At 58.0% G+C, this 12,939-nt stretch carries 14 protein-coding genes; 8 read left to right on the top strand and 6 right to left on the bottom strand.

Annotated features, from left to right (window positions below):
* Positions 1-129 precede the first annotated feature (129 nt).
* Complete coding sequence (fbaA, locus tag CKALI_RS01465) at positions 130-1,164, top strand: class II fructose-bisphosphate aldolase (RefSeq protein WP_156191623.1); 1,035 nt, start codon at positions 130-132, stop codon at positions 1,162-1,164.
* 81 nt (positions 1,165-1,245) lie between these two features.
* Here fbaA and CKALI_RS01470 read toward each other — a convergent pair whose 3' ends face one another.
* Together CKALI_RS01470 and CKALI_RS01475 are read right to left on the bottom strand one after the other, a co-directional pair.
* Positions 1,246-2,391, bottom strand: coding sequence for a hypothetical protein (locus CKALI_RS01470; RefSeq protein WP_156191624.1), 1,146 nt, complete (start codon positions 2,389-2,391; stop codon positions 1,246-1,248).
* Between the two features lie 113 nt (positions 2,392-2,504).
* Positions 2,505-3,281, bottom strand: a complete 777-nt coding sequence (locus CKALI_RS01475; protein ID WP_156191625.1) for a hypothetical protein — start codon at positions 3,279-3,281, stop codon at positions 2,505-2,507.
* Between the two features lie 95 nt (positions 3,282-3,376).
* Between CKALI_RS01475 and CKALI_RS12275 the strand changes: the two genes are divergently transcribed.
* From CKALI_RS12275 to purT, 7 genes are all read left to right on the top strand, one after another.
* Positions 3,377-3,499, top strand: coding sequence for a hypothetical protein (locus CKALI_RS12275; protein WP_269076357.1), 123 nt, complete (start codon positions 3,377-3,379; stop codon positions 3,497-3,499).
* Positions 3,500-3,505: 6 nt separating this feature from the next.
* A complete protein-coding gene (locus CKALI_RS01480) occupies positions 3,506-3,976 on the top strand; it encodes a hypothetical protein (protein WP_156191626.1) in 471 nt (156 codons plus the stop codon).
* Positions 3,977-4,025: 49 nt separating this feature from the next.
* Positions 4,026-5,144 (top strand): FUSC family protein, encoded by a 1,119-nt coding sequence (locus CKALI_RS01485; protein WP_156193615.1) that lies wholly within the window; start codon positions 4,026-4,028, stop codon positions 5,142-5,144.
* A 32-nt stretch (positions 5,145-5,176) separates the two neighbouring features.
* Positions 5,177-5,938, top strand: coding sequence for a hypothetical protein (locus CKALI_RS01490; protein WP_156191627.1), 762 nt, complete (start codon positions 5,177-5,179; stop codon positions 5,936-5,938).
* Between the two features lie 92 nt (positions 5,939-6,030).
* The gene (locus CKALI_RS01495) at positions 6,031-7,317 is read left to right on the top strand and encodes an adenylosuccinate synthase (protein WP_156191628.1); all 1,287 of its coding nucleotides are present in this window, start codon (positions 6,031-6,033) and stop codon (positions 7,315-7,317) included.
* A gap of 410 nt (positions 7,318-7,727) precedes the next feature.
* The gene (locus tag CKALI_RS01500) at positions 7,728-8,426 is read left to right on the top strand and encodes a hypothetical protein (RefSeq protein ID WP_156191629.1); all 699 of its coding nucleotides are present in this window, start codon (positions 7,728-7,730) and stop codon (positions 8,424-8,426) included.
* 37 nt (positions 8,427-8,463) lie between these two features.
* The gene (gene purT, locus CKALI_RS01505) at positions 8,464-9,666 is read left to right on the top strand and encodes a formate-dependent phosphoribosylglycinamide formyltransferase (protein ID WP_156191630.1); all 1,203 of its coding nucleotides are present in this window, start codon (positions 8,464-8,466) and stop codon (positions 9,664-9,666) included.
* Here the strand turns inward: purT and CKALI_RS01510 are convergent, their stop codons facing one another.
* The 4 genes from CKALI_RS01510 to CKALI_RS01525 are packed head-to-tail and all read right to left on the bottom strand — an operon-like array spanning position 9,667 to position 12,933.
* Positions 9,667-10,296, bottom strand: coding sequence for an anaerobic ribonucleoside-triphosphate reductase activating protein (locus CKALI_RS01510; protein WP_156191631.1), 630 nt, complete (start codon positions 10,294-10,296; stop codon positions 9,667-9,669). It abuts the gene before it with no gap.
* Positions 10,271-12,010, bottom strand: coding sequence for a ribonucleoside triphosphate reductase (locus tag CKALI_RS01515; protein WP_156191632.1), 1,740 nt, complete (start codon positions 12,008-12,010; stop codon positions 10,271-10,273). The genes CKALI_RS01510 and CKALI_RS01515 overlap by 26 nt, the downstream gene beginning before the upstream one ends.
* A gap of 44 nt (positions 12,011-12,054) precedes the next feature.
* Positions 12,055-12,465, bottom strand: coding sequence for a GNAT family N-acetyltransferase (locus CKALI_RS01520; RefSeq protein WP_156191633.1), 411 nt, complete (start codon positions 12,463-12,465; stop codon positions 12,055-12,057).
* A complete protein-coding gene (locus CKALI_RS01525) occupies positions 12,466-12,933 on the bottom strand; it encodes a GNAT family N-acetyltransferase (protein WP_197079736.1) in 468 nt (155 codons plus the stop codon).
* Positions 12,934-12,939 lie beyond the last annotated feature (6 nt).

Here is a 12,939-nt window from a genome sequence, read left to right on the forward strand (position 1 = left end):
AAACTAAGGCCCGATCCCCTCAATAGCAGGGGGTCGGGCCTTTTCCTATGGCCGTCGAAAAGCATGCAAACGAAAACACGGGCATAATTGATGGCAGGTAAATATTCCCCGAATGGAAGGTCCCAGACTATGCCTATTGCAACTCCCGAGGTCTACAACGAGATGCTTGATCGCGCCAAGAAGGGTGGCTTCGCCTACCCAGCGATCAACTGCACCTCCTCCGAAACCATCAACGCTGCACTGAAGGGTTTTGCAGAAGCAGAGTCCGACGGCATCATCCAGTTCTCCACCGGTGGCGCTGAATTCGGTTCCGGCCTGGCTGTGAAGAACAAGGTCGCCGGCGCTGTCGCTCTTGCTGCGTTCGCTCACGAGGCTGCCAAGAACTACGGCATCAACGTCGCGCTGCACACCGACCACTGCCAGAAGGAAGTCCTCGACGAGTACGTCCGCCCACTGATCGCCATCTCTCAGGAGCGTGTCGACCGCGGCGAACTGCCACTGTTCCAGTCCCACATGTGGGACGGCTCTGCCATCCACATCGACGAGAACCTTGAGATCGCCCAGGAGCTGCTGGCAAAGGCTAAGGCCGCCAACATCATCCTCGAAGTTGAGATCGGTGTCGTTGGTGGCGAGGAAGACGGCGTGGAGGCCAAGGCTGGCTCCAACCTGTACACCTCCGCTGAAGACTTCGAGAAGACCATCGATGCCATCGGCACCGGCGAGAAGGGCCGTTACCTGCTCGCTGCTACCTTCGGCAACGTGCACGGCGTGTACAAGCCAGGCAACGTGAAGCTGCGCCCAGAGGTTCTGCTCGAGGGCCAGCAGGTCGCTCGCAAGAAGCTGGGCCTTGGCGACGACGCCTTCCCATTCGACTTCGTCTTCCACGGTGGCTCCGGCTCCGAGAAGGAAAAGATCGAAGAGGCACTGCGCTACGGCGTCATCAAGATGAACGTTGACACCGACACCCAGTACGCTTTCACTCGCCCAGTTGTGGCCCACATGTTCTCCAACTACGACGGCGTCCTGAAGATCGACGGCGAAGTTGGCAACAAGAAGGTCTACGACCCACGCTCCTACATGAAGAAGGCCGAGCAGTCCATGTCCGAGCGCGTCATCGAGGCTTGCCAGGACCTGCACTCCGTGGGTACTTCCGTAACCAAGTAGTAGTCAGTTCGGTTTAAGACGCCCTCTCCGGTTGGAGGGGGCGTTTTGCTATGGCAGGGGCGTCGAGAAGCCCAGAAAAGGCTAACTTGCTTTACGCCGCCGGAACAGGAGCATTTCGACCAAGCCGTCGGGGAAACGACGGAGCCACAGGGTGGAAATGATCAAGAAAGCTAGCGCTGAAAACGGGTAGGACCATTGGAAAGCTGATCGTTCGATGTTCTCAGTCTTTTGCTTGTCTATGAGGGAAGTTCCGTCGTTGCCGTAGAAGTGCTGTGAATGGATGTGCAGGTCGTCCCAGGAATCGGAATCGTCCACCCATGTTGAGAACGTCTCCCAATCGAGTTCCTCTTGCTTCACGGAGACCGAAGGTGATGAAAGAGCGGAGTTGAGTTCGGTGGAGAACCCAGGGAAACCAGCCATGAAGATCGCAGAAATCAGTACGTAGAATGGATAGATACTCAGGGTCAAGCGACCAGCGGAGACAATCGGCTCTAGGAATCGGAAGCGTTGGAGTATAAAACACGCTGACAGCAAATAAGTGCCCGCCGCGAAATTGCCGACTACGTTGATCAGGCCACCGGAATGTGCGGTGGAGGACAGGTAACGAATGGAAGTAGTTTGTGGGTTTACTCGATAGTAGGTGCCCATATCAGAGCTAATGCCGAACAGCTCCGGGAGGTAGTTGGGTAGGACCGTAAGAATGCCTAGCATTCCGACGAGGACGCCCGTCCAGAACAAGATATAGACATACACCCGGCGGCCCATCAGGACGCGGTAAATGAGGATGCCACAGATTCCGTAAGCCGCCCAAGCAACGATCGGGTACGGGCCACCTGCCGGGAATTCCATGATGAAAACTGTGTGGATGAGTGCGGACAGAAGTGTGGAAGCAAGCAAGGCCAGCAACAATGCCAAATTGTTCAACTGGGAAAGTGGCAACGCAATGAGTGCGACGATTCCAATGGTGACCGTGATAGGAACGATAGCCACCTGGATGCTGTTCAAGATCATGCCCGAGGCTAAGCAGAAAGCTGCGAGCATCACGATGCGATAGCGTGCGCGCGATGCTTCCTCTTCGTCGCGGGCGTGATGCAGGTAATACATCACGGTGGCACCCGTGAGAAAACCAAAACAGGCGGCGGGGCCGTCTTCGGTCATCGCATCGAGGAAGTTTGTGAATGAGTTTTGGGTAGGCGGGGTATTGAGCTCAGCATAAATCAAGCTCAAAAAGGCAATTCCCCAAGCTAGCCCCAGGGGGCGTTTCGACTCATTCACCATGAGCTATCAATTCTTTGTCTAGAGACTTATAGTGACTTCATTAAACAATATCGGAATATCTATTAGGTGGGCAATACAAACTGAACGTCCCGGAGATGGCGGTAGAAGGTCGCCCGCTCAACTGGACGCTTTCGACTCACTCCATCGATAGTGATACGCAGGTTCTGGCCGCCCACTTGCAGTGCGCGCCCTGTGGTGAGGGTGCGTGGGTCATATTCCTTGCGTAAGAATCCAGACTTGGTGTTGACCTTCTTCACTGCTGCGATTCCCGGAGCATCGCGCAGTGGTACAAGTCGTGCGCCGAAATTGGCCACTTGCTGCTCGCTGTGCAACAGCACGTGGTCATCCACGATGATCTCGCCGGTGATCTCGCCACCGTCCCACTCGGTGATCTTTGCGGAACCAGCCACTGCGATACCCGCATCGTCGCGAATGAGTGGCATTGGGGTCAGCGACCCGTTGTGGGCAATGTGGAAAGCGTCCTTTTCCAGCCCTAGGTTCTGGGCTACAGCTGATGGAGAAGTGGGAACGTAAGCTATCTGGATCCACATATCATCCTGGCGCATCAAGCGAGTGATTACCGCGGATAAGGCAGCGTCCGAACCGATGACTACCAATCGGACGTCGCGAAGCGGGCGCTGTGGCGCAGGCTGCGGGGCACCCAACGGCTTGACATCGGGCTGGCGTTGGATTTCCTCGAGAGACGGGGTGGGATCTTCGGGCAGAGCAGCCCGAGCGATCCCTTCGAGGAAGCGCAAGTCGCGCTGTGAAGGGATTTCGGGCAGGTCAAGGTCGGCTGGAAAGCTGCTGGCACCACAGCCCAGGGAGACAAGTTGCATGGTTATTTAATCTACCAACAGCTACATTTGTTTAGGTATCCACAAAATTTGCTGACGGAGCAACCGAGGGGGCGATCATGAATTTCGGTTACGTAATGCGTAGTATCGCAGCGGTGTTGGCAGGAATCCTGATCGTCGGTAATTGGGTGTATCTGTCCATCGCGCGTCCCAAGATCCAATGGGGTGGGCAATTTCAGTCTGCAGCCGAAGTACAATAATTCGGCTTGCTCGGGGCAGTGATGCTGCTCGCCGCTGTGGCCATGTTCCTGACTCCAATTCCGCTTTACCTGGACACTATTGGCTGCGTGCCGGCGGCAGTGCTCCTTGGCAGTCGCTATGGCGCATTTGTGGCCGGTATGACTGCGCTGTTGCTCTATCGGTGGCGGCCAGCGTTGTTGCCGCTTGCGATTGTGCTCAGCGCGCTGTTTACTGGCATCGTCGCGACGATAATTTCTACGCCGATCGCGTTGTACTTCGCGGGCAACATCACATCTGCGAATGAAGGGGTGAACTATACCGTGCTTGAGAATTTGCTCGGGTCGCTATTCGGACCTCCTGTCAGCGATGGCACCCCTAGTGATCTCCTAAACAAACTCGTAGTTTTCTGGATTGTTGTCGGTGTGATCAGGCTGCTCCAGCGCACTTCGGTTCTCAAATCTCTCTCGTCCCTCTCGCTGGATCCGATGCAACACTAGACTGCAAGGTGTGAAACAAACACGCACGTCCACCGCAACTGCTCTAACAGTGGGACGACTGCGCGAGGGGGCGCAGCGAGTGGCTGTGTCGTGGCCGTACATCCTACAGTTGGGCTTCGCTGCTGGACTGTCCTATTGGACGGCGCTGCATCTGTTTAAGCACGCGTTACCTTTCTTCGCTCCGATGGCCACCATTATTGTGCTTTCTACTCAGGGTGGCGATCGGGTCCGTAAGTCCGTTGAGCTGGTACTCGGCGTGGCGGTTGGGGTGGTGCTCGGCGACGTTCTCATTACATTTGTCGGCACAGGTGTTTGGCAGATCGCGGTCGGCGTGATTTTGTCGGTGACGGCGGTGATGTTCATCGATCGTGGCGTGTTGGCTGCGAACCAGGCCGCGTTTGCGTCGGTGCTCATCGCGACAATCTTTCCGCCTGGTACCTCTGGCGGCATTGACCGCGCGCTGGATGCGTTGATCGGTGGCGTAATCGGCATCGCGGTCATGGGGTTGGTGCCTAAGTCACCGCTCAAGGACGGGCGTCGAGAAATTGCGAGGATCTTGGCGATTATTTCGGAGGTGCTGGAGGAAGTAGCGGAAGCGCTCACCGATGACGACATTCACCAGGTCTCCGATGCTCTCGAGCGCGCCCGTGGTTCTCAGGCTGCCATCAACACGATGATCGCCGCCGCGAACACGGGCAAGGAAGTGATCGCCACGTCGCCGCTCATGTGGCGTCGTCGCCGCGAGCTGAGGTCGATTTTGCGGGTACTTCGGCCCGTCGATAATGCAATGCGCACCACGCGAGTGCTGGTGCGGCGCGCGGGCGTTCTTCTCGACGACCATTCCACAGTTTCCCAGCAGCAAATCATCATGCTGTTCGAGCTGGCCGACATCTCTCACGAGCTGTCCGAGGTGTACTACCACCAACCAGACGCTGCGCTGTCGCCGCACATTCCTGATTTGGTGGTGCGACTACGAAAGCTCGCAGCTCAGGCAGATCCAAAAGCGGTGTCTCCTGAAGTGTTTTCGGGACTGATGGTGATGGGGCAAACTCGGTCGCTGATTGTGGACTTGCTGCAGGTCTGTGGACTGTCGCGACACTCGGCAGTCGCTGCGCTGATCCCGACGGTAGCTAATCCGGGTATCCCGCCGGAGACGTGGGAAAGCTAGTACTTTTCAGCTGGACGTTTTAAGCTGGGAGCGTGAATCAAAAATTGCGGGGGCCGCTGTTCGTCCTAGCGGCCCTGCTTCTGCTTGTGCAATGGGCATTGCCGGTGCTGATGCCACTGAGTGATTCGTTGATGTCGTTTGTGGGCACCAATGTCAATTGGATCATTGTCGCGACGTTGGTCGGCGCAATGATCCTGTTGGGGATTGTGGTGATCCCTACCTTGGATAAGCGCTCGGCACTGTTGCTGCTGGCTGGTGTGGCGTTGGACCAGGGGATCGGCGAGGCAGTCTACCGCCTCCACCTGCCGTTATATCTCGACACTTTGGGATCGGTGTTGGTGGGGGCATTGCTCGGACCTACCGCAGGTGTGTTTTGTGCGACGGTGTCGTGTTCGTTGTGGATCTTCGTTGCCCCGGTTGGCATTCCGTTTGCAGCCGCGTCCATCGTGACCGCTTGGATTGCTGGTTTGGTGGCTCGACTTGACGGTTTCAGTAATTGGCTGACCATGGTGGTCAGCGGACTGGTCGCAGGTCTCACTGTGTCGATTGTGAGTTCGCCGCTGATGTACGTGCTGTCCAATAGTTCGAAGCCGCGTCAGAGTTTTGATATTTTTACTTCTTTAGTCGCGGTTGATACCTATTTTCAAGTGCCGTTCTCTGCCTGGGCGCTGTTGTCGGATCCGGTGGATAAGGTGATCGTCTTCGCCATTGTGTTTTTCGTGGCGCCTTGGTTGGCTAAGAAGTTTTGGGGTGTCTCGGAGGTGTCGGGTGCAGTAGTGAGGGAACCAAGTTAGGAATACAGACACCTCCTCCATGTAGAATTGGTTAACGTCTTTTGTGCCCGCTTCATGGGGTGCTACTCGAGTTGATCGGAAGTGACGTAAACATGGCTGCAATCGTGATCGTCGGCGCCCAGTGGGGCGACGAAGGCAAGGGCAAAGCCACTGACATTCTTGGCGGCCTCGTTGACTACGTGGTGAAGCCGAATGGCGGAAACAACGCTGGCCACACCGTGGTTGTGGGCGGCGAGAAGTATGAACTCAAGCTCCTACCTGCAGGTGTGCTCAGCGAAAACGCCGTTCCAGTCTTGGGTAACGGCGTGGTGATCAACCTCGAGGCGCTTTTCGACGAAATGGACGGCCTTATCGCTCGCGGCTGCGACGCCTCCCGTCTCCGCATTTCCGCAAATGCCCACGTTGTTGCGCCGTACCACCAGGTCCTTGACCGGGTGCAGGAACGCTTCCTGGGCAAGCGTGCCATTGGCACCACCGGCCGTGGCATCGGCCCAACTTACGCCGACAAGGTGGCCCGCGTGGGCATCCGCGTGCAAGACATCTTCGACGAGTCCATCCTGCGCCAGAAGATTGAATCCGCGCTGGATGTAAAGAACCAGATGCTGGTGAAGATGTACAACCGCAAGGCAATCGTTGCGGAAGAGATGGTCCAGTACTTCCTGTCCTACGCTGATCGCCTGCGTCCGATGGTTATCGAGGCCGAGTTGGAGCTGAACAAGGCACTCGACGAGGGCAAGCACGTGCTCATGGAGGGCGGCCAGGCAACGATGCTGGACGTCGACCACGGCACCTACCCATTCGTTACCTCGTCCAACCCAACCGCTGGCGGTGCCTGCGTTGGCTCCGGTGTTGGACCAACCCGCATCACGCACTCCCTGGGCATTATTAAGGCCTACACCACCCGCGTCGGTGCGGGCCCGTTCCCAACCGAGCTGTTTGATAAGTGGGGCGAGTACCTACAGACCACCGGCGGCGAGGTTGGCGTGAACACCGGCCGTAAGCGTCGTTGTGGCTGGTACGACTCCGTGATCGCCCGCTACGCTTCCCGCGTCAACGGCTTCACGGATCTGTTCTTGACCAAGCTGGATGTGCTCACGGGCATCGGTGAGATCCCAATCTGCGTGGCCTACGACGTGGACGGCAAGCGCTTCGACGAAATGCCGATGACACAGTCCGACTTCCACCACGCCCAGCCAATTTTTGAGACCATGCCAGCCTGGGATGAAGACATCACCGGCTGCACTACCTTTGAAGATCTGCCACAGAAGGCTCAGGACTACGTGCTCCGTTTGGAAGAGCTGTCTGGTTGTCAGATCTCCTACATCGGTGTTGGCCCTGGTCGTGACCAGACCATTGTTCGCCATGATGTGATGGCTTAATCGAAGCTGATGTCTAACGGAGTTGCCCCACCAACGTGGGGCAACTCCGTTTTCGAGCAACGACGCTATCGCCCCCTTCTCGACCGATAAAGATTGCTTTTCGTTTCATTTTCTTCGAGCTTCGGGCACAATGCCTTTGTCGGGATATGGGATAGGAAAAGCTGATGTGATCTTCTCGCTCGTGGCGCACGAGGGTTCGACCAGCGATCCCCTAGATAAAGCATTGGTGTGCTTAATTGTCGCTGTGGTCATCCCAGTAGTGAGTTGATTGGTGTGCCGGGAGAAGCGAATACTTGGCATAACCTTAGGTTAATCAAGGGTTCCTGCATGTAACCGTACAAACAACTTGGCAGATTCACAGGTAGCGTGGTTGAATAGCAAGCATGCTCAGCCCCGACCAAAGGACCGTCGTGCAGGAATGGAGACCCGCCGCGCTCACAGTGCTGGCAGTGCTTGCCATTCTTGCGAGCTGGCTGTGCCCGGTCCACAGTCTTCCAAACAACTGGCCAGTAGATACCAGTACGATTTGGACGAGTCTGGGGCTCACAGTCATCGCTTTGACCCTTCTGGTGCTGCGCGTGCGCTACAGCTTCAGATGGGCCGAACTATGGCCGATTCTCCCCGGAATCGCCCTCAACCTTATTATTAACGCGCTTGTGGTCTCTCTGGATTTGCCAATCTTCTTGGACACCGTGGGCACTATCGTGGTCGGGGTCTGGTTGAGCCCTCACGCCGGGGCTGTAACAGGTCTTGCCTCCGCGCTCCTCACAGCGCTGTTTAATCCGATTGCGTTGGACTTCGCCTCGATCCAAGCCTTTGTTGGCATGGCAGCTGGAATCCTCGCGCAAATGGGCAGCTTCCGGACCCCGCTGGCGGCAGCGGTATCCGGATTCCTGATTGGTATGCCGTCCTCAATTCTGGCCGCTCCGCTCAATGTGACAATGCTTGGCGATGTTTTCCTCGGCGACTCGCCCTTCACGGGTATTCTCACCGACGTGTTTCTCGTTGGGCCGGTAGACAAGGCCATCTCATTCCTGCTGGCCTGGGGCGTGCTGTCGGCGACCGTCGCTAAGCAAAAGCCCGAACTGAAGCCGGTGATGGCTGAATAAAGCTTGGGGCGTGACCTGCGGAAGTATACTGAAAGGCATGTACACACCTGACCGAATCGGTACTCCGCTCGCCCCCAACGCCACCCGCGTCATGCTGCTTGGTTCTGGCGAACTTGGCAAAGAGGTAACTATTGCGCTGCAGCGCCTCGGCGTAGAGGTTCATGCAGTGGATCGCTACGAAAACGCCCCTGCTCACCAGGTAGCGCACCGCGCGTACGTCATTGACATGACCTCCGCAGATGCCGTGCGCGAGCTGGCCTCACAGATCCAGCCACACTTCATCGTCCCAGAGATCGAAGCTATCGCCACCGATGCCCTCGCCACTCTGGAAGAAGCTGGCACCACGGTGATCCCGACAGCTCGCGCCACCCAGCTCACCATGAACCGCGAGGGCATCCGTCGCCTCGCCGCCGAAGAGCTCGGACTGCCAACCTCTGGCTATGAGTTTGCATCCACCCTGGAAGAATTCACGGCATCAGTGGAACGCATCGGCTACCCATGTGTGGTCAAGCCAGTCATGAGCTCTTCCGGCAAGGGACAGTCTGTTGTGCGCTCTGCAGAGGATGTGCAGGGGGCCTGGGATTATGCGATGTCCGGTGCCCGCGTGGACTCCGGCCGCGTGATCATCGAGTCCTTTGTGGACTTCGACTACGAAATCACCCTCCTCACCATTCGCTCCATCGACCCAGCAACCGGTAAGGATGCGACCTGGTTCTGCGAACCGATCGGGCACCGCCAGGTGGACGGTGACTATGTTGAATCGTGGCAGCCAATGGCTATGTCTGCGACGGCACTGGAAAACGCTCGCTCCGTCGCGGCTCGCATCACGGGGGCACTCGGCGGCCGAGGTGTCTTTGGCGTCGAACTGTTCGTTGCTGGCGACGATGTCTACTTCTCTGAAGTCTCCCCACGCCCGCACGACACCGGCCTAGTCACCCTCGCCTCCCAGCGCTTCTCGGAGTTCGAACTGCATGCCCGCGCCATCCTCGGCTTGCCTATCGACGTCACGTTGGTTTCCCCAGGCGCTTCGGCCGTCATCTACGGCGCATCAGAAGGTCCGGTGTCCTATGAAGGTGTAGCGTCCGCCATGGCTGTTCCGGAAGCTGACCTGCGACTGTTCGGCAAGCCAGTTGCCGGCGCGAAGCGCCGCATGGGCGTGGCAGTGGCTACCGGCGAGTCCACTGAGGTCGCGCGCGAGCGAGCTGCTGCTGCATCCGCTGCTGTGAGCGTCGTGGAGTAACTAGCTGGCTCGGAAGTGACCTTCGGCGTCCACACCCCGCGCTTGTTGGACTACCAACTGGTGGCCGTAGGATCCCACCTTGGCTTTCAAAGCGGGCAGGTGGTCAGTAAACGCTGGCCACACGGTCGTCCTGACCTGCAGCGGAACTCCAGCGTCGCTGAGCAATTCCAGTGACGACCAGCAACCGCGGGCTGCTCGTGGTGACATCCCGAATAGGGCCTCGCAATCTTCCGGGAAACCCTTCACATCGAGTCCGACCCAGTCGGGAGTGGTCGACGGCGCTGCCAACAACGCCGCGATGGCCGATGGCCGATATCCGCTGGTGTGCAGCCCCACGGGGAACCCCAATGAATGCACCCAGGCAATGAAGGCACCCAGCGAAGAGTGCATGGTGGGTTCGCCGCCTGAGATGACGATGGCGTCGATAAGCCCGCGGCGACGTTCAAGGAGAGAACTATCCCACGCAAGCCCCGGTCCCACCGCCTGCAATGTGGGGTTGTGGCAATACGGGCATCGCAGCGGGCACCCTTGGGTGAACACCGTGATGGTGAGCTGGCCGGGCCAGTCGGTGGCGGAAAAGGGGATGACGCCGGCGATCGGCAGGTCAGGAGGCGAAGTAGACGCGCTCATGGAACTCGCCCTTTTTGCCCGTATTGAAGCTGGAAACGGGACGGAAATAGCCCATGACGCGGGTCCACACTTCCGTGTTCTCGCCACAAGAGCAGACGGGCACCTCGCCGGCGAGATAGCCGTGCGTCGGGCAAATCGAGTAGGTCGGGGTGACGGTGAGATACGGCAACCGGAACGTCGACAAGGCGCGACGCACCAGCTTCGCGCATTCCTGGCCAGAAGATAGATACGCGCCCATGTACAGGTGCAACACCGTGCCACCGGTGTACTCGGTTTGCAAGGCATCCTGCAGCTCCAGCGCGTGGAACGGGTCCGGGGTGTGCGAGACAGGCAGCTGGGTGGAGTTGGTGTAGTAAGGCTCCTCGTCAGTTCCGGCCTGGATGATGTCGGGGAAGCGCTGCTTGTCCAGTCGAGCGAAGCGGTAGGTGGTGCCTTCCGCTGGGGTTGCCTCCAGATTGTAGAGGTGCCCGGTGGACTCCTGTGCTTCCACCAGCAGCGCGTTGATGTGTTGCAGCAACCGGATGGCCAAATCCTGGTTCTGAGTGATGTCCTCGCCGCTGAAATTGCGCAGCATTTCGTTCACGCCGTTGACACCGATGGTGGAGAAGTGGTTGTCCAAGGTCGGCAGCCAGCGCCGCGTGTAGGGGTACAGACCTTGTTCGAGCAGGTCAGCGACGGTAGTGCGCCGCCGCTCGAGCGTATCGACGCCCATCCCCACCAAACGCGTGACCTCGGCGAAGAGCTCTTCCTCGGTGTCGCACAGGTATCCCAGTCGAGCGCAGTTCAGGGTGACGACGCCGATCGAACCGGTCTGTTCCGCGGAGCCGAAGAGGCCGTTGCCCCGCTTGAGGAGTTCGCGAAGGTCGAGCTGGAGGCGGCAGCACATGGAACGGATATCGCCGGGATCGAGGTCAGAGTTGATGAAGTTCTGGAAGTAAGGGAGACCGTACTTGGCGGTCATGGTGAAGAGGGCTTGCGAGTTCTCCGAGTCCCAATCGAAGTCCTTAGTGATGTTGTAGGTCGGGATCGGGAAGGTGAAGGGCCGGCCGTCGGCATCGCCCTCGCTGAGGACTTCGATAAACGCACGGTTGATCAGGTCCATCTCGGGTTGGAGCTCACCGTATGGGGCATCGCCAACCATCGGGTACTCATCTTTGAGATCCTCCGGGCACGTCCAATCCAGCGTCACATTCGTGAACGGAGTCTGGGTGCCCCAGCGGCTCGGGACGTTCAAATTGAAGACGAACTCCTGGATGCACTGGAAGACCTGCTCATAGCTCAGATTATCTACCCGAACATACGGTGCCAAGTAGGTATCGAAAGAGGAAAACGCCTGGGCGCCCGCCCATTCGTTTTGCAGGGTGCCGAGGAAGTTCACCATTTGCCCGAGCGCGCTCGACAGATGCCGCGGTGGATTCGAAGAAATCGAGCCGGGTACTCCGCCGAAACCCTCCGCCAGCAGCTGACGCAGCGACCAGCCAGCGCAGTAGCCGCTCAACATATCCAGGTCGTGGATATGGATATCGCCCTCGCGGTGCGCGGTGGCAGCCTCAGGGCTGAAGACGTTATCGAGCCAATAATTGGCGATCATCTTGCCACTGGAATTGAGGATCATCCCGCCGAGCGAATAGTCCTGGTTGGCGTTGGCATTGACGCGCCAGTCCTCGCGGGAAAGGTATTCAGTAATGGTACGGGTTGGGTCAATGACACTCATAACCCCCACCATAGGACTAAATTACAAGAATGTAATCGTGATAATTATCCCGGGAACTTTTCCAGCCGCATCGGCACGTGCGGGATCCCATCCCAGTCGAATTCCTCGCCGACCTGCGCAAACCCGAATTGTTCATAGTAGGAAGCCAGCGGCGCTTGGGCGGTGATCTCGACGGGGCCGTCGCAAAGCTCAAGCGCCCGGGTCATGATCTCTTGCGCGAGTCCGGTGCCACGGTGGCGCTTATCGACGCACAACCTGCCGACATGCCCGTCGTACACGCGGGCGCACCCGACTACCGCGCCCTCCTCTAGAGCGAGAATGTGGGTGGCCGTGGCGTCGATCTCATCGATTTCCTCGTAGGGGCACTGTTGTTCCACCACGAACACATCCACGCGCAGCTTGAGCAGCTGGTAGACCTGACGTGGTGTCAGCTCGTCGAGCTTCCCAACCAGCATCTAGTGCAGCTTCATCATTGGGGTGAGGGTGATGTCCGCAAATGGGTACTCCGGGGCGATCTGGCGGAACCCGAACTTTTCGTACCAGCCTACGAGCGGGGTGCGGGCATCGAGGACGAGGTCCTTGTCGGGGTAGGTTTCGTCGGCCCAGTTGATGGTGTACTGCATCATCTCTTTGGACAGGCCAGTGCCTCGCTCGGCCTCGGTGACGCAGACCCGGCCCAGGCGCATGACGTCTTTGCCTTCCACTTCGTCTTCATAGACGCGGATGTTGCCGAGGATCTCTTTCTTTTCGGGGGAGTTCCAGATCAAGATATGACGGGTTGTTTCCAGCGCGTCGATCTCATCAACTTCCTCGTAAGCGGTGTTTTGTTCGTTCACGAAAATGCCGACGCGTAGCTTGTATACCTCATGAAGCTCGAGCGCGGACATGTCCTTGAGTTGCTTTACCTCGACGAAATGACTCATGCGCCC

This window comes from Corynebacterium kalinowskii, from assembly GCF_009734385.1.
Lineage (GTDB): Bacteria > Actinomycetota > Actinomycetes > Mycobacteriales > Mycobacteriaceae > Corynebacterium > Corynebacterium kalinowskii.